At 36.3% G+C, this 26,510-nt stretch carries 26 protein-coding genes and 1 tRNA gene; 7 read left to right on the top strand and 20 right to left on the bottom strand.

The window, feature by feature from the left end; translation table 11 throughout:
- Position 1: 1 nt before the first annotated feature.
- Together K5Q07_RS02590 and recX are read right to left on the bottom strand one after the other, a co-directional pair.
- Positions 2 to 1,111 carry an AI-2E family transporter gene (locus K5Q07_RS02590; RefSeq protein ID WP_220729410.1) on the bottom strand — a complete coding sequence of 370 codons (1,110 nt, stop codon included), beginning with the start codon at positions 1,109 to 1,111 and terminating at the stop codon, positions 2 to 4.
- 31 nt (positions 1,112 to 1,142) lie between these two features.
- Positions 1,143 to 1,946 (bottom strand): recombination regulator RecX, encoded by an 804-nt coding sequence (gene recX / locus K5Q07_RS02585; RefSeq protein ID WP_220729409.1) that lies wholly within the window; start codon positions 1,944 to 1,946, stop codon positions 1,143 to 1,145.
- A gap of 79 nt (positions 1,947 to 2,025) precedes the next feature.
- On the opposite strand from recX, the gene K5Q07_RS02580 reads away from it, so the two are divergent.
- Entirely contained in the window at positions 2,026 to 2,481 is a 456-nt protein-coding gene (locus K5Q07_RS02580) for a flavodoxin (RefSeq protein ID WP_285289175.1), read from the top strand.
- A gap of 46 nt (positions 2,482 to 2,527) precedes the next feature.
- Here K5Q07_RS02580 and K5Q07_RS02575 read toward each other — a convergent pair whose 3' ends face one another.
- Positions 2,528 to 3,415: a YihY/virulence factor BrkB family protein gene (locus tag K5Q07_RS02575; protein ID WP_220729408.1), complete on the bottom strand. Its 888-nt coding sequence runs from the start codon at positions 3,413 to 3,415 to the stop codon at positions 2,528 to 2,530.
- Positions 3,405 to 4,532 carry a non-hydrolyzing UDP-N-acetylglucosamine 2-epimerase gene (gene wecB / locus K5Q07_RS02570; protein ID WP_220729438.1) on the bottom strand — a complete coding sequence of 376 codons (1,128 nt, stop codon included), beginning with the start codon at positions 4,530 to 4,532 and terminating at the stop codon, positions 3,405 to 3,407. The genes K5Q07_RS02575 and wecB overlap by 11 nt, the downstream gene beginning before the upstream one ends.
- Before the next feature lie 188 nt (positions 4,533 to 4,720).
- Between wecB and K5Q07_RS02565 the strand changes: the two genes are divergently transcribed.
- Together K5Q07_RS02565 and K5Q07_RS02560 are read left to right on the top strand one after the other, a co-directional pair.
- Entirely contained in the window at positions 4,721 to 5,656 is a 936-nt protein-coding gene (locus K5Q07_RS02565; protein WP_054606760.1) for a glycosyltransferase family 2 protein, read from the top strand.
- Entirely contained in the window at positions 5,656 to 6,075 is a 420-nt protein-coding gene (locus K5Q07_RS02560; RefSeq protein ID WP_220729407.1) for a GtrA family protein, read from the top strand. Before K5Q07_RS02565 ends, K5Q07_RS02560 begins: the two co-directional genes overlap by 1 nt.
- 52 nt (positions 6,076 to 6,127) lie before the next feature.
- Here the strand turns inward: K5Q07_RS02560 and K5Q07_RS02555 are convergent, their stop codons facing one another.
- Entirely contained in the window at positions 6,128 to 7,483 is a 1,356-nt protein-coding gene (locus K5Q07_RS02555; protein ID WP_220729406.1) for a gluconate:H+ symporter, read from the bottom strand.
- 286 nt (positions 7,484 to 7,769) lie between these two features.
- On the opposite strand from K5Q07_RS02555, the gene rbsU reads away from it, so the two are divergent.
- Complete coding sequence (rbsU, locus tag K5Q07_RS02550; RefSeq protein ID WP_220729405.1) at positions 7,770 to 8,654, top strand: ribose/proton symporter RbsU; 885 nt, start codon at positions 7,770 to 7,772, stop codon at positions 8,652 to 8,654.
- A gap of 46 nt (positions 8,655 to 8,700) precedes the next feature.
- On the opposite strand, the gene K5Q07_RS02545 is transcribed toward rbsU, so the two are convergent.
- The 11 genes from K5Q07_RS02545 to K5Q07_RS02495 form a co-directional block, all read right to left on the bottom strand.
- Positions 8,701 to 9,408, bottom strand: coding sequence for a response regulator transcription factor (locus K5Q07_RS02545; protein ID WP_220729404.1), 708 nt, complete (start codon positions 9,406 to 9,408; stop codon positions 8,701 to 8,703).
- A gap of 15 nt (positions 9,409 to 9,423) precedes the next feature.
- On the bottom strand, positions 9,424 to 10,131 hold the full coding sequence (gene phoU, locus K5Q07_RS02540) for a phosphate signaling complex protein PhoU (RefSeq protein ID WP_220729403.1): 708 nt from the start codon (positions 10,129 to 10,131) through the stop codon (positions 9,424 to 9,426).
- 11 nt (positions 10,132 to 10,142) lie between these two features.
- Positions 10,143 to 10,898 carry a phosphate ABC transporter ATP-binding protein PstB gene (gene pstB, locus K5Q07_RS02535; RefSeq protein WP_220729402.1) on the bottom strand — a complete coding sequence of 252 codons (756 nt, stop codon included), beginning with the start codon at positions 10,896 to 10,898 and terminating at the stop codon, positions 10,143 to 10,145.
- 9 nt (positions 10,899 to 10,907) lie between these two features.
- Positions 10,908 to 11,702 (bottom strand): phosphate ABC transporter ATP-binding protein PstB, encoded by a 795-nt coding sequence (gene pstB, locus K5Q07_RS02530; RefSeq protein ID WP_220729401.1) that lies wholly within the window; start codon positions 11,700 to 11,702, stop codon positions 10,908 to 10,910.
- A gap of 12 nt (positions 11,703 to 11,714) precedes the next feature.
- Positions 11,715 to 12,602: a phosphate ABC transporter permease PstA gene (gene pstA, locus K5Q07_RS02525; protein ID WP_220729400.1), complete on the bottom strand. Its 888-nt coding sequence runs from the start codon at positions 12,600 to 12,602 to the stop codon at positions 11,715 to 11,717.
- 2 nt (positions 12,603 to 12,604) lie between these two features.
- A complete protein-coding gene (gene pstC, locus K5Q07_RS02520; protein WP_220729399.1) occupies positions 12,605 to 13,519 on the bottom strand; it encodes a phosphate ABC transporter permease subunit PstC in 915 nt (304 codons plus the stop codon).
- A 15-nt stretch (positions 13,520 to 13,534) separates the two neighbouring features.
- Complete coding sequence (locus tag K5Q07_RS02515; RefSeq protein ID WP_285289177.1) at positions 13,535 to 14,392, bottom strand: phosphate ABC transporter substrate-binding protein PstS family protein; 858 nt, start codon at positions 14,390 to 14,392, stop codon at positions 13,535 to 13,537.
- A gap of 156 nt (positions 14,393 to 14,548) precedes the next feature.
- Entirely contained in the window at positions 14,549 to 15,412 is an 864-nt protein-coding gene (locus tag K5Q07_RS02510; RefSeq protein WP_220729437.1) for a phosphate ABC transporter substrate-binding protein PstS family protein, read from the bottom strand.
- Between the two features lie 142 nt (positions 15,413 to 15,554).
- Positions 15,555 to 15,627 (bottom strand) — tRNA-Arg (locus tag K5Q07_RS02505).
- Between the two features lie 51 nt (positions 15,628 to 15,678).
- Positions 15,679 to 16,998: a DEAD/DEAH box helicase gene (locus K5Q07_RS02500; protein ID WP_220729397.1), complete on the bottom strand. Its 1,320-nt coding sequence runs from the start codon at positions 16,996 to 16,998 to the stop codon at positions 15,679 to 15,681.
- A gap of 75 nt (positions 16,999 to 17,073) precedes the next feature.
- Positions 17,074 to 17,823, bottom strand: a complete 750-nt coding sequence (locus tag K5Q07_RS02495; protein ID WP_220729396.1) for a GH25 family lysozyme — start codon at positions 17,821 to 17,823, stop codon at positions 17,074 to 17,076.
- A gap of 220 nt (positions 17,824 to 18,043) precedes the next feature.
- Here K5Q07_RS02495 and gntK point away from each other — a divergent pair, with 220 nt between their 5' ends.
- Positions 18,044 to 19,594 (top strand): gluconokinase, encoded by a 1,551-nt coding sequence (gntK, locus tag K5Q07_RS02490; protein ID WP_220729395.1) that lies wholly within the window; start codon positions 18,044 to 18,046, stop codon positions 19,592 to 19,594.
- Positions 19,595 to 19,681: 87 nt separating this feature from the next.
- Positions 19,682 to 21,010 (top strand): APC family permease, encoded by a 1,329-nt coding sequence (locus K5Q07_RS02485; RefSeq protein ID WP_220729394.1) that lies wholly within the window; start codon positions 19,682 to 19,684, stop codon positions 21,008 to 21,010.
- Between the two features lie 119 nt (positions 21,011 to 21,129).
- Here K5Q07_RS02485 and K5Q07_RS02480 read toward each other — a convergent pair whose 3' ends face one another.
- The gene (locus K5Q07_RS02480; protein WP_220729393.1) at positions 21,130 to 21,801 is read right to left on the bottom strand and encodes a type 1 glutamine amidotransferase; all 672 of its coding nucleotides are present in this window, start codon (positions 21,799 to 21,801) and stop codon (positions 21,130 to 21,132) included.
- 107 nt (positions 21,802 to 21,908) lie between these two features.
- On the bottom strand, positions 21,909 to 23,690 hold the full coding sequence (locus tag K5Q07_RS02475; RefSeq protein ID WP_220729392.1) for a DUF2075 domain-containing protein: 1,782 nt from the start codon (positions 23,688 to 23,690) through the stop codon (positions 21,909 to 21,911).
- Positions 23,691 to 23,721: 31 nt separating this feature from the next.
- Here K5Q07_RS02475 and K5Q07_RS02470 point away from each other — a divergent pair, with 31 nt between their 5' ends.
- The gene (locus K5Q07_RS02470) at positions 23,722 to 24,030 is read left to right on the top strand and encodes a nucleotide pyrophosphohydrolase (RefSeq protein WP_220729391.1); all 309 of its coding nucleotides are present in this window, start codon (positions 23,722 to 23,724) and stop codon (positions 24,028 to 24,030) included.
- 37 nt (positions 24,031 to 24,067) lie between these two features.
- Here the strand turns inward: K5Q07_RS02470 and rlmD are convergent, their stop codons facing one another.
- Together rlmD and K5Q07_RS02460 are read right to left on the bottom strand one after the other, a co-directional pair.
- Positions 24,068 to 25,435, bottom strand: a complete 1,368-nt coding sequence (gene rlmD / locus K5Q07_RS02465) for a 23S rRNA (uracil(1939)-C(5))-methyltransferase RlmD (protein ID WP_220729390.1) — start codon at positions 25,433 to 25,435, stop codon at positions 24,068 to 24,070.
- A gap of 84 nt (positions 25,436 to 25,519) precedes the next feature.
- Positions 25,520 to 26,500, bottom strand: coding sequence for a diacylglycerol kinase (locus K5Q07_RS02460; RefSeq protein WP_054606778.1), 981 nt, complete (start codon positions 26,498 to 26,500; stop codon positions 25,520 to 25,522).
- Between the last annotated feature and the right edge of the window lie 10 nt (positions 26,501 to 26,510).

Genomic DNA, 26,510 nt, shown 5'->3' with positions numbered 1-26,510 from the left:
CTCACTTGTGTGATTGTTCAATCATCCAAATACTGTATAGATATTGAACGACCACTTTAACAACGGCATATAGTGGAATTGCTAGAATCATTCCCATTAATCCAGCGATATTTCCGGCAGCCATTAAAATAATTATAATGGTTAACGGATGAATATTCAAAGACTTTCCGATTACATTTGGATAAACCAAGTTACCGTCTAGTTGTTGAACAATAATTACCACAATTACAACCCATACTAATTCACCAACACTGTTTGAAAGTGCAACGAATACAGATGGCATAATTCCAATATATGGACCAACGTATGGAATGATATTGCAAATACCGGCAAACACTCCCAATAGTAGTGCATACTTTTGGCCGATTAAAACATATCCGATGGATGTAAATACACCAACGAATAGACATTCAATCATTTGACCGCCAATGTAATGAGAAATGGTATCGCTCATCTTGCCCAATAACTTAATGGTTCTACGACGGCTTCTTGGTGGTAACATCTTGGCGATGTTTGGAATCATTTTATGACCGTCTTTTAACATGTAGAACAATACAACTGGTACGGTAATCATCACAATTACGGCTGATGCCGCTGTTGAGATGATTGTTCCAACGCTTGAAGTAATTCCACCTAGACTGTGTTGGAAGTAGTTATAGACATAGGATTGTAATGAAGAAATGTATTCAGATGAATAGAATTTCTTAAAAATCCCCTTTTGACTATGTACTTCAACATAATGGTTAATGTCGTCTGCAATCTTTGGTAAGTTGGTAACTAAGTTAGTAACTTGTGTTATCAATCTTGGTAGAAATGATGAGAATAGATATACGATTATTCCAATTAGAAATATGTATACGATGGCGATTGCCCAGTTACGGGAAATCTTTTTGGTTTTACTAATTTTAATTTTCATTAATAGGTTAACCACTGGGTTTAACATGTAGAACAATACCCCAGCGATTAGGATTGGCATGAATACTGCTGAGATAAACATCCCAATTGGGCTGAAAAGGAACTCAAGTTTTGTACATATCCAGATAATACTTACCACCAGTAGCAATTCGACTGTCCATAAGATCATCGAGGAATTTTTTATTTTATTAAACATATCCGAAACCTCCAGTAATCATTATACCATTTTATTCATCTATATTTTTATCATCTATGAATGAATTGATATCATCCATATCAAACCCCTTACGATAAAGCGCTTGTTTAGTCTTCATGATTCGTTGCATCCCGTCGTACTTACGGTTACGATGCCAAATTTTTTCACCCTGTTGTTTCAATAAATCCATTTGTTGTTCTTCATCGACGTAAAAATCCATGTCTTCCATGACGCTTAGGACAACGTCAGTTGGATAACCCTTCTTCATCAATGCAAGCTTAGTCTTATCTAAACGATTCTTGAATGCATCGCGCTTATGCTTTTTAAAAATCTTATCTGCTTGAATTTGGCAGTTTTCAATCATTTCATCGTGTGAATAGAAGTTATTTAAGGCATTTTCAATCAAGTTTTCGTTGATTTGTTTTTCTTTTAACTTATAAAAGACATTCGATGGTCCCTTATCCTGCTTCTTAACTTCTGTTCGAACATAACTGTCAGCATAGCTTTGATCGTTAACTAATTTTAGTTCCACTAGCTTTTGCATCACTGCCGCAATGTGTTGTTCGTTTTCACTGTACGATTGAAGTTTCTTAACGACTTCATTTTCCGTTCTTAATTGATGGGATAAAAAATTAATTGCCTTACTATAAAGTTTTGAAATATCATCGGCATTAACAAGTTCTTCCTTTAACTCATCATCAATTTCCATTCCCTTAAAAATACGGTATTTAATCATGACATTTTCACTAATTGGGAACGCGTATGCCCCGTCTACATATACATTAAAACGCCCTTTTCTCTTTTGGGCCTCAATCATGGTGATTTTAGATGCCATTACTCTCACTCCTTTATTTAACATCCCATTTTACATTTGGTATAATTAGTTATCAGATTGCGAAAGGACGTATATTACTTTGAAAGCACATGTAGTTTTTGCAACCATCACAGGTAACAACGAAGACGTCGCTGATATCATTACTGAAGGTCTAGAAGATTTAGGCGTTGATGTAACTCAAACCGAAATCTCACAAACAGATGCACAAGATTTTGAAGATGCAGATATCTGTGTCGTTTGTGCATACACCTACAACGAAGGTCACCTTCCAGAAGAAGGATTGGACTTTTTCGATGACTTAGGTGACTTAGATCTTTCAGACAAGGTCTTCGGTGTTGCCGGTTCTGGTGATATCTTCTACGAAGAATTCTTCAACACTTCAGTTGATGACTTCATCAACCAATTCAAGAAGACTAACGCCACTCAAGGTTTTGAAGGTGTTAAAATCAACTTGGAACCGGATGAAGACGACATTGAAAAGCTTGATCAATTCGCTTCAAGTTTAGTTGATACTTACAAAAAAATAAATGGTTAAAAAGAAAATCGTTGATGTTTATCAACGATTTTTTTGTTTTACAATCTTATCTATTCTTGTTTGGTATAAATGATTTGATGCTGGGCTTTCTACTCCTAATTTCGACGTTCTTAACATCTTGAACAGAAGCATTGATAACGGCCCCTAGAATCAATATCATCCCAATGATGTATAACCAAAGCATTAAAATAACAAAGGTGCCTAATGCCTTGTAAGCATCGACACTACGTGCAAAGTAGTGCAGATAAATTGAGAATCCTTTGGATAGAATTATCATGCCAATTGTAACAATCAATGATCCCATCCAAACATAACGCCACTTGGTGTTTACGTTTGGTACGAAGTAATACATCAGCAATACCAATAAAAAGACACCGATAATGGTTAGTGGATATCTTAATAGAATAAATAGTCCTACGTTCATCTTCGATAATCCCATTAGGTAAGCTGAGTAGCTGATGATGACCTTTCCAAATCCGAAGAATAATAGGAAAATTGCCAATGAGATTACCAACAATAGCATCCAGATAAACGAAACGATTCGATTCATTAGATTACTTTCATTTTTTATTCCATACGATGAATTAACCGCACGTTGAAACGCTGCTAATGCTCGACTGGCTGACCAGATGGCAACAATTAACCCAATAGATAATTTATCCGCATTAGCGCCCTTTAGTGCCGAAATAACGATTGGACTAACCGTCTTAAATACCGTTGATGGTAGTAGTGGTTCTAGATAGTCTAGAATTTCGTATTGATTAACGTGTAATAATTCTAGTAGGTTTCCAACAATGATTGTCGCTGGAAATAGTGATAACAATGAATAGAATGCAATTACTACTGCTGAATCAGATACGTTTGATTCCTTGTAATGCTTCTTTACGACTAAGAAAAATCGTTTCCATTTTATAGCGTTATCCTTAATCTTCATTACGATCACCACTTAGCTTATTGGTAGCAAATGCTTCCTTAATCGCTGCTAGGATTTGCTTAGAAGCAGTTCCATCTCCATATGGATTCTTGGCAGTGGCCATTTTGTTGTATTCTTCTTCATCATCCAATAGTTGGTCGATGCTTGCACTAATCTTTTCAGGGTCTGTTCCCACTAGTTTTAATGTTCCAGCATCTACCCCTTCTGGACGCTCAGTCGCTTCTCTTAGAACCAATACTGGTTTACCTAATGAAGGTGCTTCTTCTTGGACCCCACCGGAGTCAGTCATGATGAAATGACTGCGTGCCGCCATATTATGGAAGTCCACAACATCCAATGGTTCAATTAAATGCACACGGCTTACCCCATCGAATACACTATGGGCAACGGATTGAACCGCTGGACTTAAGTGAACAGGATATACAACTTCAATGTCTTTTCTGTTCAGTACTTCTTTTTTGATAGTTTCAAAAGTACGACGCATTGGTTCACCTTGGTTTTCACGTCGGTGCATGGTCAATAGAATAATCTTGTGAGTCTTATCGATATCATCTAACACGCTGTGGTGGTAGTTTCTATCAACCGTTTGTTTTAAAGCATCGATTGCGGTGTTCCCTGTAATATAGATACGATCGTGGTTTAGGTTTTGTTTTAATAAATTTTCTTTACTTAATTCTGTGGGTGCAAAGTACACATCAGATAAAATATCGGTCATTTGACGATTCATTTCTTCTGGGTATGGAGAATACTTGTCCCATGTTCTTAGTCCCGCTTCGACGTGACCAAGTGGAATTTGGTGATAAAAAGCACTCACTGCCGCTGCAAACGTAGTGGTTGTATCACCGTGAACTAAAATAATATCTGGCTTAGCTTCGTTAATAATACTGTCTAGCTTGTTAATGACAGTGGTTGTAATTGAACTTAATGTTTGTTGAGCCTTCATTACGTGTAAGTTGTAATCAGCTTCAATATGGAAAATATCCATAACTTGATCTAGCATTTCTTTATGTTGGCCAGTCAAAACGGTGATGGGTTGAAACTCATCTAAATTATTTTTCATTTCTAGAATGATTGGAGCCATCTTAATAGCTTCTGGACGAGTTCCAAAGATGGTCATCACTTTAATCGGTTTTTTCAAGATTATGCCTCCACAAAAAATTATATTTACCTAATTATAACAAAATAATTGCATCATTGCCGATTAGAAATATATCTTAAGAAAAATTTAGTGCTATCTATGAAAACCTTTTTGAAGTATTATGATAAAATATAAATAATTATGGATTAATGAAGGAGGTTACAATTATGGAAACTATTGGTTTAATTGTACCCTGTTATAATGAAGAACCTTCCATTAAAATCTTTTATGATGAAGTAGAAAGAGTCTTTAGCGAAATGCACGCTAACAACCTTAACTACAATCATGAATACTGGTTTATCAATGATGGTTCCTCAGACAATACTTTGGAAGAAATTAAGAAATTGCGTGAAAACGATGAAAACGTTCATTTCGTATCATTCTCACGTAACTTTGGTAAGGAATCTGCAATGTCAGCTGGACTAGACAACGTTGGTGGTGACTATGTCGCAGTTATGGACGTGGATTTACAAGATCCACCTGCATTGCTTCCTCAAATGATTAAGTACATAAAAGAAGACGATTACGACGTCGTTGGCTGTGTGCAAAAGAGTAGAAAACAAAACTTCGTAAGAGCTTTCCTATCTTCAAGCTTTTACAAGGTGATTAATAAAATGTCTGACGTTGAAATCAAACAAAACGTTAGAGATTACCGTCTAATGACTCGTCAATACGTTGATAATGTTTTAAAATTAACTGAATACAACCGTTTCACTAAGGGTATCTTTAGTTGGGTCGGATTTAAAACTAAGTACATTGAATATGATGGTGTTGAAAGAGCTGCTGGTGAATCTCACTGGTCACTATACCAACTACTTGAATATTCACTAGAAGGAATCGTTGATTTCTCAGATGTACCACTTAAAGTGGCAACCTGGGTTGGTGGTGTTTCATTCTTCTTATCACTAATTGGACTTATCTTTGTTATTTTAAGAGCAATCTTATTCGGTGGTTCAGTATCAGGATGGCCATCATTAGTATCAATCATTCTATTAATTAACGGTGTTCAACTATTCTGTCTAGGAATCGTTGGTAACTACATTGGAAAGATTTATCTAGAAACAAAGCACCGTCCTAAATACATTGTGAAAGAGAAGAAATAATGAAAAATTTGTGGAATAAATACAAACAGGTAATTGCCTACTTGTTTTGGGGTGTATTAACCACTGTTATCGACATTGCTGTCGCATTAGTGCTTTATCACCTAGTACCGAACATGTATGTATTTTGGAATACATTTATCGCTTGGGTAGCGAGTGTATTATTCGCCTACTTTACCAATCGAAAATGGGTATTTGAATCTAAAGCAAGTACCGCTAAAGAATACATCTCAGAAATGATTTCATTCTTCCTTGGCCGTGTGGCTTCATTAATTTTAGAAGAAATCATCTTAATAATTGGTGTTAACATCATCAGTCAAAACAACTTTGACCTACTAAAAATATTTGGTCAGATCGTCGTAATTGTATTTAATTACTTCTGGTCAAAACTAGTAGTATTCGTCAATGATAAAGAAGCATAAAAAAAGCGATGAGATAAAATTATCTCATCGCTTTTTTTTCGTATCTAAATTATTAGTGAACGAATAGACTTAGTAGTAGAACCATCAATAATCCAGTAATGGAAATGACTGTTTCTAGCACGGTCCAAATCTTCAATGTTTGTTTTACATTTAAGTCAAAGTATTCTTTGAACATCCAGAATCCGGCATCGTTAACGTGTGATGCAGCAAGTGATCCAGCACCAATTGCTAATGCCATTAATACAGGGCTTACGCTCATTGTGTGCATTAGTGGAGTTACTAGTCCAGAAGCAGTCATACCTGCGACAGTAGCTGAACCAAGTGAAACACGTAGGATAACGGTAATCAACCAAGCTAGAATAATTGGTGATAAATTAGCGTGACCCATTACATTTTGAACGGCTTTACCAACACCACCATCAATTAATACTTGCTTGAATGCTGATCCACCACCAATAACCATTAGAAGCATTGCGATTGACTTAATAGCTTCAGTAACAGTGTTTGTGATGTCATCCATCTTCTTACCGCGGTGGAATCCCATTGCCCAGATAGCAAATAATAAAGTAACAATCATGGCGATAACTGGGTTACCAAACATAGCAACAACAGCACCAATACCATGTGGATCTTTAACGGCTTTACCACCGTTAAATACCATATCGTAAACAGTTGAGATTGCCATTAAGATAACTGGTAGTAATGAAGTAAATGCGGCAATTCCAAAGCTTGGAGTGTCTTTTAAATCATACTTCTTCATTTCACCAAAGGCTGGTAGAGATTTCTTAACAACAAAAGTTTCTGGAGCAATCTTCTTAGCAATCTTTGTGTATAAAGGACCGGCTACAATCACACAAGGAATCGCAACGATGATACCTAATAGAAGTGTTTGACCAATGTTGGCACCCAATGCGGTAGCAACTGCAGTTGGTGCAGGTTGTGGTGGTAGGAATCCTTGAGTAGCTGATAATGCAGCTGCCATTGGAATACCTAGGTAAACGAATGGAACTTCAGCTTCAAGCGCTACGGCGAATACGATTGGAGTTAATAGAACCAATCCAACTTCGAAGAATAATGACATCCCGATAATAAATGAAGCAACAACAATTGCGAATTGAAGTCTCTTTTTTCCGAATAGATCGATTAGTGTTCTGGCAATTCTGTAAGAACCACCGGCATCAGAAACTAAACGACCAATCATTGCACCAAATCCAAAGACGATAACTAGTTCCCCCAAAGAACTTCCGATACCGTTTCTAATGGAAATAGCGATGTGTGCTGGGTTCATTCCTAAACCTAAAGCAACAACAACAGATGTAACAATCAATGAAATAAATGTATTTAATTTACATTTAATGATTAGGAACAAAAGCAATAATATTCCTAACACTAATACGACAAATGGCATATTTTAATACCCCTTCTTTTATTAAAAAAATTTTTTATGTTCCATAAATGTAAGCGCTTTACTTTTCCGTAAAAATAATATAACATAATTCTTGGAAAATGAAAACGATTTCATTACGTTTTTTAAAACATAGTCCCTAATAAATATGTTATATTACTTTAGGCGTTTTAAAACTTAAGATTTATTTAAGTTTAAATGAAATACGTTTGATTTCTAACTATGATACCAACACTTGTGGTAAATTGTTAATTATAGAAATAATATATAAGGATAAGGAGGACACGCTTTGAACGCTGTTGCTTTATTAATTGGACTAGGTCCAGTTCTAGGTTGGGGTCTATACCCTACTATCGCTTCATTATTTGGAGGCAAACCTACTAACCAAATTTATGGTTCCACTCTAGGAACACTTATTTTCTCTGCTATTTTTCTTTTAATCTCAGGTAATTCAATTCCGACTGGTATGGATTTTGCACTTGCATTACTTTCAGGTGCTGGTTGGGCTTTCGGACAAATCATGTCATTTAAAGCCTTTGAATTAGTTGGATCATCAAGAGTAATGCCTATCACCACTGCGTTACAATTAATTGTAACCGCATTATGGGGTGTATTTGCATTAGGTAACTGGCACTCAGAATCACACCGTATTATTGGTTTTATTGCTTTAATCGTAATCATCATCGGTGCTACTATGACTGCTTGGCAAGAAAACAAAGATACTAAAAGTTCTGCTGACTTAAAGAAAGCAATTGGTCTTTTAGTTATCGGTGTTATTGGTTACTGGGGTTACTCAGCTGCACCACAAGCATCAAGTCACTTAGATGGTATGCATGCGTTCTTCCCTCAAGCTCTTGGAATGTTCTTAATTGCCGTTGTATACTGCTTGTTCCACGTTAAGAGCAACAATGTATTTGCTACTAAGTCTTCTTATCTACAAATCATTTCAGGTTTCTTCTTCGGATTTGCAGCTCTAACTTACCTAATCTCTGCAGAACCTAAAATGAATGGTTTAGCTACTGGTTTCGTGTTATCACAAACATCAGTTGTATTAGCTACTTTAACTAGTATCTACTTCCTACATCAAAACAAAACTAAAAAAGAAATGGTTGTTACAATAATCGGTTTAATTATCATTATTTTAGCAGCTGCAGTTACTGCATTCTTAAACTAATAAATTCTAAACAAAAATCCCGCTTGGAAATTCCAAGCGGGATTTTTTATTGTAATACGTATCCGAACCCACGAACCGTTTTAATTTCAACGTCATTTCCAGGTAAGTCTTTGAGTTTATCCCTAACGTGACTAACGTGCATATCAACGATACGAGATGATATAAATGCATCACCATCGTCTCGATCTTCACGCCAGACACCATTAAAAATTTGCTCACGACTCAATACCTGGTCATGATGTCTGATTAGGTAATAGAAGATGTTAAATTCCTTCGGTGTGAAATTTAAAACCTCACCCTTATACTTTACCTGAAAATGCTTCAAACTAATCTCAAAGTCCTTAAAATGCTCTTTGCGTTTAGTCTTATCAGTATTCTCTACCATCTCATCGTATATTTTGACATGTTTTAATGTTCTTAACATGATTCTTTGGGCACCAACGAAATCACTGAAGTAATCGTTAACACCTAATTCAAAACAATCTCTTTCTTTTAAATCATCGTATTGGTCATCAAAAGTAATAATAGGGCCTGAGAATGTCTTAGCAACTTGTTCAATCAGCCTTTTAACGTGACTAAAGTCTTCAAATATTGATAAATCGATAATGACGGCAAAGACGTTGTTCTTTTTAGCCATAATTTCGATATCTTCGTCATCACTGACGCTATTAACAAAATATTCGTCTTGCAACGCCAATTGACTCACATCAGCGGCTAATCTTAATTGTTTTGTTACTAACAACAGACTTTTCATCCCATCTAAACCTCCCTATTTTGGACTGTTTTTTAGTTCTTTTGCAATCAATTCCGGTTCAATCTTACCAGGGTTCAATTCGACAATCTTACCAGTTGAATTATATACAATCCATTCTGATAAGTTAACAATATGATCCCCAATTCTTTCTAAGTAACGAACTACCATTAGATAGATAGTTGCAAGTTCAATTTTATCACTATTCTTTTCCATTTCAGAAACGATTAGATTTTTAGCTAGAACAAACTTCTTATCAATTAGGATATCTTCTTGTGCAACCAGCTTTGCTGCTTCTTGATCGGAATGAACGTAGGCATCTAATGATGATTCTAGCATTCCCCTAATTTTTAAAGCCATTTGGTTAATTGCTTCGTTAACTTCTGGAATACGACTTTCTGTGTTAATACGAAGAGTTTCTCTGGCAATTGATGATGCGTGATCACCAATTCTTTCCAAATCAGAACTAGCTTTCAATAATGTAATGATTGAACGGAAGTTAGAAGCAACTGGTTGTCTTAACGCAATTAAGTTTAATGCTTCTTTTTCTAGATCAACTTCTTCGTCATTAACCTTGCTATCACGATTAACGATCTCGTTTGCTAACTTTTGATTGTTTTCTGTGAAAGCTTTGATTGATTGATAAATTTGATCAGAAACATTAATCCCCATCTTCATGTAGGTTTGTTGTAATAATTTTAGTTTATCGTTAAATGTTTGACTCATAATCAGCTCTCCTATCCAAATTCTCCATTTAAGTAGTCACTAGTTTGTTGCTTGTCAGGATTTAAGAACATCTTGGAAGTCTTGTTGTATTCAATTAAATCCCCGTTTAGCATGAATGCAGTTTTGTCAGCAATTCTTGAAGCTTGTTGCATGTTGTGAGTAACAATAATGATCGTAAAATCTTTCTTTAATTCTAACAGAGTATCCTCAATCTTGGCACTTGAGATTGGGTCTAGCGCACTTGTGGGTTCGTCCATCAAAATAATCTTAGGCTTTACCGCCAATACCCTAGCGATACAAATTCTTTGTTGTTGACCACCTGAGAATGACAACGCATTCTTGTTTAAGTCATCCTTTACTTCTTCCCAAACGGCAGCTTGCTTTAAGCTCTTTTCAACTACTTCATCTAGCACTTTTTTATCCTTAACACCGGCAATCCTTAGACCATATGCAACGTTGTCGTAGACTGAGAAAGGAAATGGGTTTGGTTGTTGGAACACCATTCCGATTTCTTTTCTTAATTCGGTCATGTCGGTAGTTGGTGCATAGATGTCTTGATCGTTAATCTTAAAACTACCAGTGATAGTTGTGTTGTTTCTTAAGTCATTCATACGGTTTAAACATCTTAGAAATGTGGATTTCCCACAACCAGATGGTCCGATTAAAGCCGTGATTTCATTTTTTTCAAACTCGATGTCAAAGCCATGTAGGGCTTCCTTTTCACCGTAGTACAAATGAACGTTTTCTGTTTTTAAAATAGAAGTCATGTAATTCACCTACCCGAAGTTTCCTGAAATGTAGTCTTCTGTTGCTTGCATCTTTGGTCTGGTAAAGATGTGAGAAGTCTTGTTGAACTCAATTAAATGGCCTTGGTGGAAGAATGCAGTGTAATCACTCATTCTAGAAGCCTGTTGCATGTTATGAGTAACAATGATGATTGTGTATTTCTCTTTCAAACGATTTAGTGTGTCTTCAATCTTTGAAGTTGAGATTGGATCTAGCGCTGATGCTGGTTCATCAAGGAGTAAAACATCTGGTTTCATGGCAATCGCACGTGCGATACATAAACGTTGAGCTTGTCCACCTGATAATGATAAAGCACTTTCGTCTAGTTTGTCCTTTACTTCATCCCATAAAGCCGCTTCTTTTAGACTGGTTTCAACACGTTGGTCTAGTTCCTTTTTGTCCTTAATGCCGTGCTTTTTAAGTGCAAACGTGATGTTTTCACGAATGGACTTAGCAAATGGGTTGGGACGTTGGAACACCATTCCGATGTGTTTTCTTAATTCGTAAACGTTAATCTTATTGTCGTTGATGTTAACGTCTCGATACATAATGTCCCCGTCGACGGTAGCAACGTTATCGTTCATTCTATTAATTGAACGTAGAAAAGTTGATTTACCTGATCCTGAAGCACCAATCATGGCAGTTACTTTGAAACGAGGAAATGATAGTGATACGTCAAAAATTGATTGGTGTTCACCGTAAGAAACGTTTACATGGTGAGCTTCAATTGCGTTTTCGACTGCGAAGTCACGTACATATTGTTGATTTAAATTGTAGTTTTTCATGTTAAACCTTCCTTACTTACTAGAAGTCATTTTCTTGTACAAACGGTTTCCAATCCAATGCGCGAAAATGTTAAATAGTAGAATTACGATAATTAATACGGCTGATGATCCACTTGAGATGGCGTTAGCATCAGGAGTAATTCCTTCAGAGTTAACTTTCCAAATATGAACGGATAGTGTTTCTGCCGGACGTAGTGGATTCAAGAAACTAGTGTCAGAGAAGATGTTCCAGTTAGTGTAATCAACAAATGGAGCACTTTGACCTGCTGTGTAAATCAATGCGGCAGCTTCACCGAATACTCTACCAGCACTTAGGATAATCCCTGTGATGATTCCAGGAACTGCGGCTGGTAGGATGATGCCAGTGATTGTCTTCCATTGTGATAAACCTAGTGATAATCCTGCTTCTCTTTGTAGTGATGAAACTGATTCTAGTGATGTTTCAATGTTTCTTGTTAATAGAGGTAAGTTGAAGAATGTAAGTGCAATCGCACCTGATAGGATTGAGAATCCCATTCTCATTTGAACAACAAATAATAGGTAACAAAATAGTCCCACAACAACTGATGGAAGTGAACTTAATACTTCGATGGTTGTCTTAATGATTTCAGTAAACCAGTTCCTAGGAGCGTATTCAGCTAAGTAAATTCCAGCTCCTAAAGCAATTGGAAATGAAATGATTAATGTAAGCACTAATAGGTAGATTGAGTTAAATAGTTGATCTCTAATTCCCCCACCAGCTAAGAATGATTGAGCCGGACTGGTTAAGAAGTGCCATGAAATGTGAGGCACACCGGTTACCAAGATGTAACCGATTAAGGCTGCTAGGATTGCAACGACTAGGATTACTAAACCGTAAATCACACCGGTTGCAATTTTATTAACTACTTTTGGATTCATAATTAGAACTTACCTCTCTTTCCAATTAACTTAACCAAGATGTTAAAGAATAGTGACATTAGAAGTAGAACCAAGGCTAATGACCATAGTGCATTGTTGCCTAGAGTTCCCATTACAGTGTTACCAATTCCGGTAGTTAATTGACTGGTTAATGTTGATGACGGTGTAATCAAGTTCTTAGGCATTAAGATAGCGTTACCGATTACCATTTGTACGGCTAAGGCTTCACCGAATGCTCTGGCCATTCCGAAGATGATGGCTGTTAAGATCCCTGGAGTTGCTGATCTTAGAATAACTTTGTAGATTGTTTGCCAACGTGTGGCACCTAGTGCAAGTGATGCTTCAGATAAATGCTTTGGCACTGCGTTTAGACTATCAACAGTTAGTGACGTGATGGTTGGTAGCACCATGACGAACAATACTAATGTTGCTGATAGAATTCCAAATCCGGTTCCTCCAAATAAAGTTCTAACGATTGGAACAATAATGGTTAATCCGATAAAACCGTAAACAACTGAAGGAATCCCAACTAGTAATTCGATAACAGTTTGTAGAAAGCCACGACTCTTCTTAGGCCCGATTACTGTCATGTAAATACCAGCGGCAATTGCAAATGGTGTGGCAAGTAGTGCGGATAGGAAAGTAACACTAAATGATGTCACGATCATAGGTAGCGCCCCTACTTCTGGTTTACCATCTTTACCGATGGTTGAAGGTGACCAATCTGTTTTACTGATAAAGTCCCACAAGTTAACGTGGTTTTCAGTAAATGTAGAAATCCCTTTTGAGATAATGAAGTATAAAATCAACGCCACCAAGACGACAATTGCTGAAATGCTGATAAAACTTAAAGTACGACCAAATCTTTCTTGGCGCGTTTCCTTGGATGGCATTAATATTTTCTTATTAATTTCCATGAGTCTTCCCCCCAATTAGTTAATTACTTTGTTGTTAGCATCCCTTTTCACTTTCATATCACTGATACTAATGTAACCTAATTTCTTTACTAAACCTTTTTGTACCTTTTCTGAATTCATGTATGCCAAGAACTTCTTGGTGTTATCACTAATCTTCTTAGCTGTGTACATGTGTTCATAAGACCAGATTTTCCAAGCGTTGGTTTCAACGTTCTTATCGATTGGTTTTACGTTATCAATTGATAGTGATTGAATGGTCTTGTCGACAAACGAGAATGACAGATAACTGATTGCTCCAGGTGTGGTAGCAATAATTCTTCTAACAGTTCCGTTTGAATCTTGTTCCTGTGCTTTAACGGTACTGTGGCCATCCATTACATTTGCTTCAAATGTATTCCTGGTACCACTACCTTTTACACGGTTGATGACTTCGATTGGAATATTTTTACCACCTACTTGTTTCCAGTTGGTAATCTTTCCTTCGAAAATCTTTTGTAAATTCTTCATGCTGATGTTTTTAATTCCGACACCCTTATTAACTACAGGTGTGATTCCGACTACCGCGACTTGATGATCGACGATGCCTTTGGCTTTGATTCCCTTTTGGTTTTCAGCAAACACGTCTGAGTTACCGATTGTAACGGCTTTGGCTTGTAATTGACTCAAACCAGTACCAGAACCCCCACCTTGGACCGTAATTGATAGGTTTTTGTGGTCCTTTTGGTAATCGTTTGCTGCTTCTTCTACTAACGGTTGTAAAGCAGTTGATCCAACCGCTGTAATTTTATCGTTTGACGCAGAGCTAACTCCGCACGCTGTTAATACTGTCCCAGCGAATAAGACTGCCGATGTCATAATCGCTAATTTCTTAATTTTTATCATAATACAATCATCCTTTTTCAATTTACAAAACTAAGTATAACGATTTAATGTAAATCTAATTTAGATTTTTTGTAAATTTTATGTAAATTTTAGAATTTTGTGCAAAAAAAGAGACCAGCTTACTTAAGTTGATCTCTTTTAATTGGTTTATTTTACGATTTTATTGTTACTGTCCTTGGTTACTTTCATGTCTGAAATGCTGATGTAACCTAGCTTGTTAACTAAAGTCTTTTGAACTTTACCAGATTCAATGTACTTGATGAACTTAGTAGCGTTCTTGTCGGCTTTCTTTGGTGTGTACATGTGTTCATATGACCAAATCTTCCAAGCGTTAGTTTCAACATTCTTGTCTGTTGGGGCAACATTATCGATTGATAGTGGTTGAAGACTACTGTCAATGAATGAGAATGCTAGGTAACTAATTGCTCCGGGTGTTGATGAAACAATCTTCTTTACTGCACCATTAGAATCTTGCTCTTGAGTTTGAATAGCTGAAGCACCCTTCAATACGTTGCTTTCGAAGGTCGCTCTAGTTCCACTTCCCTTTACACGATTAATAACATCAATCTTTTGGTTCTTACCACCAAGTTCTTTCCAGTTAGTAATCTTACCTTCGAAAATCTTCTTTAGGTTTTCTAGTGAAATGTTCTTAACGCCAACACCCTTGTTAACAACTGGTGCCATCCCAACTACGGCAACCTTGTTATCTGTTAGCTTATTAGCATCAATTCCGCTTTGGTTTTCGGCAAACACATCTGAGTTACCAATTGAAACACTCTTGGATTGAACTTGGCTTAATCCTGTTCCAGATCCGCCACCTTGAACAGAAATGTTAACACCTGAATTATCCTTTTGGTAATCCTTTGCAGCTTGTTCAACTAATGGTTGTAAAGCAGTTGAACCGACTACTGATACATCCCCACTAGCTTGTAAACCGCTTGTGCTACCACAGGCAGCTAATAGTGAACCTGAAACTAAAACAACTGAAGCAATTGATAGAACCTTATTCATTTTAATCATATCAATATCTCCTAACCAATATTTTATGTTACAAGCTTAGTATATCGGCGGGTTGTAAATTTAAAGTCATTTTAATGTAAAAGTTATGTAAATATAAAAAAGAACTCACCTGAAAAATGTGAGTTCTTTTTTATGACTCCACTCGGAATCGAACCGAGATCAGCCGCTTAGGAGGCGGTCGCCCTATCCAGTTGTGCTATGGAGCCATAAAACGACAATTAATATTGTCGCATTTTAATAAAATAATGTAAAGTTCCTTAACCCTGCTTATTGCTGTTTTTTCGCCATTTGTTACGCATTCCCTTGTTCTTGGTATGCTTGTTTTTCTTGACGCGTTTTTTAGGTGCTGGATTAGAAACCACTTGTTTTTTAACCTTCTTAACACGAGGTTTACTTGATTCATCCTTAGATGATTTATCCTTTTTAGTTGGTTTTTCAACAATTTCGACAACCTTTTCAGCAGTCTTTGGAACGGATTTTACAATCTTATTCTTATAGAAGTAACTTGGTTGGAAGTCAAAATCATAATCAGATAATAGGTTCTTTAAGTCCCTCAAATCGTGGTCATCACCGAAGTTAATTACCATTCCGTCTTCACCCATTCGACCGGTTCTACCAACACGGTGTACATAGTCGATGGCTTCATCAGGTAAATCGTAGTTAACGACCGCTGGTAGTTTAGCAATATCCAAACCACGCGCAGCCACATCGGTGGTCAATAACAATTTGATACGTCCAAGTCTGAAATCATCCATCGCCTTTTGACGCTTAGTTTGATTTTGATCAGAAGTTAGCTTAGCAACTCCTTGATAATGATTGTGGACAAAGAAACTGTAGGTCTTGTTCAAATCAACGGTCTGATTGAAGAATACCAATGCCTTAAAACCTGCCACGTGTTGTAAACGTGCTAGCATCTTGTTTCGATTCTTACGTAAAACATTCATCATCCCATGTTCAACGTGACCTTGGGTCTTATCTTCAGCTCTAACATCAACCTTTACGATTTCACGATTACCAAACCAACCTGATAGTTGGTCTAGAATTGGTGTCGCTGTCGCTGAGAAGAATTCCAATTGAACATCCGACATCATGGAAGAAACAATGTCTCTAACCGTGGTCAAAGTTTCACCTTGTAATAGGTCGTCAGCTTCATCAATTATAATAGTAGAAAAAAGATGAGTTTTTAATTTTTTATCGTCAATTAAGTTCTTGATTCTACCTGCTGTACCGACAATTATTTCAGGATGCTTCTTCAAACGTTCCATTTGACGTTTGATGTTAGCACCACCGGTTAACGCCAACACTTTCATCCCACGCAAATTAGCCCAGTTTCTAGCTACCTTTGCGGTTTGAATTGCTAGTTCTTGAGATGGTTCGATGATTAATAGTTGTGAACCACCTTCAGGTTCTAGAATTTCGATACTTGGAATTAAAAATGCGACTGTCTTTCCTGATCCAGTTGGTGATAGTCCTAAGACACTATCATGGTTCTTGATGATTGGATAAACACGCTCTTGAATCAGCGTCTGTTTGTCATATCCAAGCTTGTTAAAATACATTTGAAATTGTTCTAACATTCTGGGTTCCCCTACTTAAATTCGAATTAATATATCTTCTATTTTAGCAAATATCTTCATTAATATCGATATATATTAACGGTCTTGATTCTTCAATAAATATTCTTGCCAACCTTTTTTATTACCGTTAAAGGCAATCTGGTTAACATAAACATTTGACCCATCAATACTAATCTTGCGATCATTCCTGACTTCAATAAAATTAGCGCGTTTATTGTCCACATTGCCACTAAAGAATTGCACGTCGTGTTTAATCTTTTTGTCTAAACGGTTAAACACACTCGTGCTACTTCTAACAACAACGCTGGTATCGTAATACTTGTGGACCATGTAAATGAATTCGGAAAGTCTGTTGACCTGATCATCAGATAAAGGCGAAGTCACCTCTACCAATGGTGGTAGTGTTCCATAGTCATCGCCAACTTCTCTAGTAAAGTTCTTCAATTGATCCTTAACTGCAGTTTGCGTACTGAAAACATGGTAAGAACCAACCTGTAAACCAGATCCTTGGCTGCGTTGGAAGTTATCACTAAAATCATCATCCGTATATGTAGCACCCTGACTAGCTCGAATATAGACAAACTTTTGGCCGGTATTGGCTAAGGTAACAAAATCAATATAGCCATTTGATTGACTAATCATGATTCCCTTAACTTGATACTTATTAATCATATTATTTTCATAACTTTGGTATGCAACATATCCAAAGATTGAACCTAGTAAAACAATTAAAATTGCAATTAACCATGCATATTTTTTAAAAAACTGCCCGTAGTTTTTAGTAGACTTTGGTTTCTGATGATACAAAGACATTCTGGTATCCATTCACTCACCTCTTTTATACAATTAACCTTATTATAATCATAATGACCGCAAATTACTATAAAACACGTTAAAACACTTGAATCGGCCTTTTGTTTTCAATATAATGAAAGCGGTAACTAAATAAATTAGTGATGACTTTTTATGCGGATTTTATTATAATAGTTAACATTATTAAAAAATAAATTAAGTCTCTCTTTTTAGATCGAAAGGAAGTTATGTTATGAACTACATCATTGGTGTTGATATTGGAACAACCAGTGTAAAAACTGTTTTGTACGATACCGATGGAGAAGTTAAGGGATACTCAAACGATGGTTATCCTTTATACCAAGATACTCCAGATATGGCCGAAGAAGATCCAGAAGAAATCTTCTCTGCCATGCTTGCAGGTCTAACTGAAGTTTTACGTAAGGCTGACCTTAAGCATGGTACATTGAAGGGTATCTCATTCTCATGTGCTATGCACAGTTTGATTTTACTTGATGAAAACCACAAACCATTAACTCGTGCTATTACATGGGCTGATAACCGTGCCGTTAACTACGCTGACCAACTAAAGGAAAGCGGTAAGGCTAAGGAATTATACGAAAAGACTGGTACTCCAGTTCACCCTATGACTCCTCTAACCAAGTTAATGTGGTTGAAGAATGAAAGAAAAGATGTATACGACAAGGCTGCCTACTTCGTAGGTATCAAGGAATACATCCTATACAAACTATTTGGTGAATTAAAAGAAGATTACTCAATTGCCAATGCTACTGGTATGTTCAACATCTTCAAGATGGATTGGGACGACGAAGCACTTGAATTAACAGGTGTATCACGTGACCAACTTCCTGAACTAGTTGACACTACATACCAATTCAAGGGACTAAACAAAGCTTACGCTAACGTAATTGGTATCGATGAAGATACTCCATTCGTTATCGGTTCTTCAGATGGTCCTTTAGCTAACCTTGGTGTTAATGCTATTAAGCCAGGTGTTCTAGCCGTTACAATTGGTACTTCTGGTGCCGTTCGTGTCGTTACCGACAAACCTGTTATTGATCCTAAGGGTCGTGTTTTCTGTTACTACTTATCAAAAGACAAATGGGTTGTCGGGGGACCTGTTAACAACGGTGGTATCGTCTTCCGTTGGGTAAGAGATCAACTATGTGCACCTGAAAAGGTTACTGCCGAACAAATGCACATGGATTCATACGACCTATTAACTGAAATCGCCGCAAATATTCCAGCAGGTTCTGATGGATTACTATTCCACCCATTCTTAGGTGGTGAACGTGCTCCTATCTGGGATGCTAACGCTCGTGGTTCATTCTTCGGTCTAACTCGTATCCACACTCGTGCTCATATGATTAGAGCCGCTCTAGAAGGAATCGTATTTAACCTATACACTGTTAGTCTTGCCCTAGAAGAAGTTATTGGTAAGCCAACAAGTATCCAAGCTACTGGTGGTTTTGCTCGTTCAGAACTATGGCGTCAAATGTTAGCTGACATCTTCGAACAAGATGTTAACATTCCAGAAAGTTTTGAAGGTACTGCTTTAGGTGCTGCCACATTAGGTATGTACTCATTAGGTATCATCGATGACCTTGAAAAGGTTAAGGACTTTGTTGGAGTAACTAACGCCCACAAGCCAAATCCTGACAACTACAAGGTTTACCGTGAATTAGCACCTATCTACATTCGTTTAAGTCGTCAACTTCAAACTGAATACAAGAACATTGCTGAATTCCAACGTAAACACGATGTTGAAAGCGAAGACAAATAATAACTAATATTATTTTTGAAAAAGGTTGGGTGTCTATTTAGACCCCCTCCTTTTTTTAGATAAAAATTATCTAGGAGGAAATTCGTCATGCAAGAAAACGAATTAAAACGTGGAATTGGCATGATGGCTGCTCTTTCAACAGTTATGGGAACTGTTATTGGTGCTGGTGTGTTCTTCAAGACCGCGAGTGTTGTTAACAGTACTCATTCATTTACACTAACCGTTTTAGCATGGATTGTTGGTGGTCTACTAACTATCTGTGCCGGTTTGACTGTATCTGAATTAGCAGCTGCCATTCCTAAGACCGGTGGAGCCATCAAGTATCTTGATTATACTTATGGACCACTTACCGGTTTCTCAATGGGTTGGGCCCAAATCCTGGTCTACTACCCTGCTAACATTGCTGCTGAAGCAATTATCTTCTCAACACAATTAATTAACCTATTCCATTTAAACCCAAACATCCTAAACCCAATGGCAATCATCGTGGCATTGAGTGTGTTATTCATTAACTTATTGGGATCAAAGATTAGTGGAAACGTTCAAACAATTGCCCTTATTTGTAAGCTAATTCCAATTATTTTAATTGCTATTTTTGGTCTATTTATTCCTGGCGCTGTTCACGTTTCATTCTTACCAATTAGTCCAAGTAATCACGCTAATGTCTGGACTGCATTCGGGTCAGGTTTACTAGCAACTATGTTTGCATACGATGGTTGGATTGGTGTTTGTGACGTTGCCGGTGAAATTAAGAACCCTAAGAAGAACTTACCAAAGGCCATCATTATCGGTCTAAGTTTGATTATGGTTATCTACACATTGGTAAACGTTGCCTTCCTAAAGACACTACCAATTGATCATATCGCTGGTAATCAAAACACCGCTTCAGAAACTGCTATCAAGTTATTTGGTGAATTCGGTGGTAAGTTAGTTACTATCGGTATCCTAGTTTCTGTTTACGGTTCATTGAACGGATACACCCTATCAGGTATGAGAATTCCTTATGCCATGGGTCAAAGCAAGTCACTTCCATTTAGTGATTGGTTCACTAAACTTTCAAAGAAAACTCGTGTGCCATACACTTCAGGAATCTTCCAATTTGTAATCGCTATTCTAATGATTTTTGCTGGTAGTTTTGACCTATTAACTGACATGTTAGTGTTCGTTATGTGGATCTTTAACTGTCTACTATTCATTGCGGTGTTCAAACTACGTCGTAAGGAACCTGAAATGATTCGTCCATACAAGGTGCCATGGTACCCAATCGTACCAATAATCGCCTTAGTTGGTGGTATCTTCATCCTTGCTGAAACATTGATTACTCAAACTGTTTTAGCATTAATCGGATTACTATTAACATTAATCGGTATTCCAGTTTACTACCTACAACAAAGACATTTGAAAAACAGTAAATAATAAAAAAGCATTCGATTAAGTTCGAATGCTTTTTTTAATGCTAAATGATTGCTTAAATCAATCTTAGTAGACTCTGCGTCTATTTATATTAATAATTAATAAAGTGGCTAAAATGACGATTATTTGCCTTGTGTGATGTAATCCAAAATTGCATACATCACTTGTTTGTTTTCTTTTGGTACTGGTCTAGCTAAGATATCTTCATTAGTTTGATTCAATGCTGATCCAGCAACGTACTTGTTGTCGTTGGTAACGATTTCTCTGACTTCGTCAGTACCTAATTCAAAGTGGAATTGTAAACCAACAATTCTGTCGCCAATAATGAATCCTTGGTTTTCCACCAAATCACTGGAGAATAATAATTCCCCATTCTTAGGAATTTCAAACATTTCACCATGCCAGTGCATTGCAGTAAGCTTATTATAAATGCCAGGGATGCGTTCGGATCTTAAATATACTGGTGCCCAACCAACTTCCTTTTCTGTTGAGGTGGTAATCTTGGCACCAAATGTTTTGGCAATTTGTTGCGCACCAAAACAGGCACCATAGATTGGAACATCTTTTTCAGCAAGTTCTCTGATAATGTCCCGTTCGAACTCAATCCAATCAATATCATCGTTAACACTCATTGGACCACCCATGATAACTAACATATCAGTTTCATCTACCTTTGGTAGGATACCAAATTGGTATGGATGGTAGATGTAAACGTCATGTCCCCTGTCATGTGCCCAATCCAAAATCGAACCTGGTCGTTCGTTTGGAGTATGTTGAATAATATTAATACGCATATATTTCGCCTACTTTTATGTTTAATTTTGTGTTTTCAATAGAAAGTAATATATACCCAAATCTTGGGAAGTGCAAAAAAGACACCTGTGAGGGGTGTCTCTTTTGTCTATTTGCTTTGTCTGATTAATTCTTTTCTTAGTTCGTCATCAACAGCATAGATGAAAAGTCCATGTACCCCACGTTTTAGTAGCACGTTTAGTTGATTGCGAATTAACTCAGATGATATATCCTTTTGTTCTCCGTTTTTCATTGTTCTTTTGTCTGTAACTTGTCTGTCAAAGCTTTCTGTTCCATCATAAACTACTTTTCCGTTCCTAAACTTGATTGAAGGACCAAGAATAACACCACAATAATTCAAATCAAAGCCTTGAATTGTAAATGTAGAACCAACTTCATTAATTGTTTGAGGTTGCTCTGCCCATGATAAGTCTTTATATTTCTTCTCAACCGGTAATTGATAATTCCAAGGAAGATTAAATTTATCACCAATTGAAACTCGCCATAAATCATCGACCACAGTACCATCATTTTGAATAATTTTATTATATCTACTTGATCTAAATTCCCAATCATAAGTAGCAACCATTCTTGATAAACCCTTTGTTAATGATTGAATACTATCATTATGCTTTTTAATTTCTTTATACATATTATTAACATCATTAAAGACTCTTAAATCATACTTATCATCTCTAGGAATCTTATTAATTTCATTTTTAGTAACAATATCTTCAATCCAATCAATGGTTTCTATAGAAGCATCCATTCTATTTTGTTCAGACAACTCTATTAATTGATTATTCTCTCTTGACTTACTAATTAATTTATCATAATACGATTTTTCAACATATCCATTGCCCTTTAATACCTGCATTGGATCCAATACAGCTACGACAACATTTGATATGCTTCTTATATCTTTCAAATGACCTGAACCTTGATAAACCATATAACCTTCAGTAAGCAGTAAGTGTGCTTCGTCTATTAAAGCAATATCTATTTTTGAATTTTCATCTCCAACTTGGTGTTTATTTAAAAACTTTGTTGGTTTATTAACTATTGAATCACCAAGTCTTGTTTTAATACCTATTTTTTGAGCTATATTTTCATATACTTTAACCTGTTGATTGTGATTTACAAGCATATATGCTTCTTGATTATCAGGTTTATTGAGCTCAGCAAATAAAGAGCTTAATAGAACCGTCTTACCTGTTCCTGCAGAACCCTTGATAATAATTAAATTATCCGTGCCATTTCCTTTTTTAATATCTTTGATTTTATCAATTATTTCATCTCTGGCATCTAATTGTTCATCAGTTAACTTATGAAAGGGAGATGCTTTAAAAATTGCAGAATTGGTAATGTCATCAACACTCGGGAAGATATCTTTATTTTTCTTAGATAATTCTTCCCAAATATTTTGAAAAATATCTCTAAAATGATCTCTTGTAAAGTATAAATCTTGATCATTAGATCTACGATTATTTAGTTCACCAATTGCGTCATCACTAAGAAGATATTTCATTAATTGATTTTCAATATCTAAAGTTAACGACTTGTTAAATTCTTTATGGGCAATAACAATAATCTTAGCATCCTTAGAATTATTTAGTTCTGTCCAATCCGTTCTATCTTCTGATTCGCTATTTAAATGCTCTTCTGTTCTACGTACAATATTGTTGGTTTCACCAACGTACGCTTTGAATTGACCAAATTTCTTTTTTTTACCACGAATTTTATCTATAACTATGTATACTGTTGGAAATCTGGTTATTAGTTCATGTTCTTCTTTAGTATTATTTTGTTTTAAAATTTCTTGTTTTATGTCACTATTAATGGTGTAATCATATTTTTTAATAATTGGTTTAGCTATGTTGCTATCTGACATTTATAAAGTACCTACCTTAAAGGAGATTTTTATGGAATATAAAGATATAATTCAAGAATTAATTGAATTTAGAAACGACAGAGGCTGGAATGAATATCATACTCTTATATCATTATCTAGAGCTTTAGGTATTGAAGCTTCTGAGGTCGAAAAAATATTTCTTTGGAAAAAAGATGATAGTTCTTTATCATCCACGGATAAGGAAAACTTGAAGTCAGAATTAGCAGATGTATTAATATATTGTTACTACATGTGCGAAAAACTACAAGTTGAACCTAATGATATTATACAAGATAAAATAAACATTAATAAAGGTCGAAATTGGAAATTCGACAAATAAAAAAAGACACCCTCTCGCAGGGTGTCTTTTCTCTTATCTATTTCTTTTCAAATACAGTCACTGATTCAACGTGAACAGTTTGTGGGAATTGGTCAACCGGTTGAACTGGTTGAGTAATTTCATAACCGTATTCAGCTAAACGACGAGCATCACGTACTAATGTTGATGGGTTACATGATACATAAACAATCTTCTTAGGTGCTACTTGAGCAGCACTGTCGATGAATGATGATGCAAGTCCCTTACGTGGAGGATCAACCATGATAACATCTGGTTTCAATCCTTGTGCTTGCCATTTTTCCATTTGGTCTTCTGCACTACCGGTTACGAAAGTAGTGTTGTTAATGTGGTTCTTTTGCGCGTTAATCTTAGCATCTTCGATGGCTTCCTTAACGATTTCCACACCGTAAACTTTCTTAGCATGTTCGGCAACAGCTAATGAGATAGTACCGATACCACAGTAAGCATCGATTACTGTTTGAGTACCATCTAGTTGCGCCTTTTCAATTGCTAGAGAGTAAAGTTTTTCAGTTTGTTCTGGGTTAACTTGGTAGAATGAGTTCAATGAAATAGCGAACTTCAAACCAAGTAACTTGTCTTCGATGTACTTCTTACCATAAAGGCAAACAGTACTCTTACCTAACAAACCGTTACCATCTGACAAGTTGATGTTTTGCATGATACTTGTTACTTCAGGTAAAGCTTCCTTAATTTCACGGACGATGATATCAACCATTGGAATCTTCTTGGTACGAGTAATCAATCCAATCATCATTTGATTAGTGTAGTGACCTCTTCTAACCATGATGTTTCTAATCACACCATTATGTTGAGTTTCATTGTATGGTTCAATGTGATACTTACGTAGAATGTCTCTAACTACCACGATGGCCTTATCGATTTCTGGATCTTGAATGTAGAAATCTTCAATGGGTACTAGGTCGTGTGAATGCTTACGGAAGAAACCAGTTTGTAGTTTACCGTTAATTGAACGAACTGGAATTTGGGCCTTGTTTCTGTAATGAGTTGGGTCATCCATCCCAATAGTTGGCAATATTTCAACATCCATCTTGGACTTGTCGAAAAGTTCTTGAATTTGGTGTTGTTTGAATTCCAATTGTGCATCATATTTTAGATGTTGTAATGGAGCAATTCCTGTACGAGTGTAATTTTTGTCGATGTTTTCAACACGATCAGGTGATTTAGTTAGTAACTTTTCTAACTTCGCGAAACCAAAGTTTTGGTTAACTTTGATTACCTTAATCAAAGCTTTTTCGCCTGGAAGAGTGTCTTCAATAAACAAAGGATAATCTTCAATCTTGGCTACTCCTAAGCCTTGGTATGTTAAGTCGACAATATCGACTTCATATTCTTCGTTCTTTGTAACTGGTGCTTTAAATTTCATATTTACCCCTTTTTCTAAACAAAAAAGTTTTGTTGTAATCTTCTAAAATAATCATACAACAAAACTTTTCGTTTTTAAATTCCACTATGATAATTTATCAACTTTATCGACGAATTCTTTTTCAATCTTTTCAGCATCAAAACTGATAGATTTCTCTGGCATTTCATCGACATTCGCAAACATTTCAATGTGTTGCTTTAAGTCAATAAATGTCATTGGTGCGTCGCCACCATATTCACCATCTAAGTTAATCTGCATCTTGTCTTCGACAGGATTAGCAACTAACTTGCTGGTCTTCTTGTAAATGATTCGAGGGTCATTGATATGGCGACCACCACTTAAGACTTTCGCAAGTAATTGAACAATTTCAATAATGTTACTAGTCTTAACAATAATCATTGTAAACTTGCCATCGTCTAACTTGGCATCCGGAACAATTTGTTCTAAACCACCGATTGAGTTAGTCATAGCAAGCAAAAACATTGAAGCTTTACCTTTAAATTCTCCATCATCAAATTCAAGATCCATTTCAATTGGCTTAATTCTTGGAAGCAATTCAGCTCCACGAACTAGATAAGCCAAGTAACCAAAAATAGTCTTTAAATCAGAAGGAACATCGTAAGTTAATTCGGTTAACAAACCTCCACCCGCGATATTCATGAAGTATTTTTCTCCGGCTTTACCAATATCCATGTTGAAAGTTTGTCCCTTCAACACAACTTTGGCCGCTTCAATTGGATCTTCTCTTGGAATATGCAATGCACGGGCAAAGTCATTGGTAGTCCCTGCTGGAATAATTGCCAGCTTAGGACGTTTTTCTAGTGGTGCAATCCCGTTAACAACTTCGTTAATGGTTCCATCCCCACCTGCAGCAACGATTAAATCAAAGCCATCTAACGATGCGCGTTTGGCTTCATCACGTGCTGAATTAGGTTTAGGAGTAGTTGCATATGCACTAGTTTCATAACCAGCCTCTTCGAAAACAGCGAGAATATCAATCAGACTTCGTTTCAAAGCCTCACGGCCAGATGTTGGATTGTATATTACACGTGCTCTTTTTTGCATTTCCAATTCT

The organism is Apilactobacillus zhangqiuensis (assembly GCF_019656215.1).
Classification (GTDB): domain Bacteria; phylum Bacillota; class Bacilli; order Lactobacillales; family Lactobacillaceae; genus Apilactobacillus; species Apilactobacillus zhangqiuensis.
The sequence above is the reverse complement of the archived record's forward strand: the minus strand, read 5'-3'. Positions and strand labels throughout refer to the sequence as shown.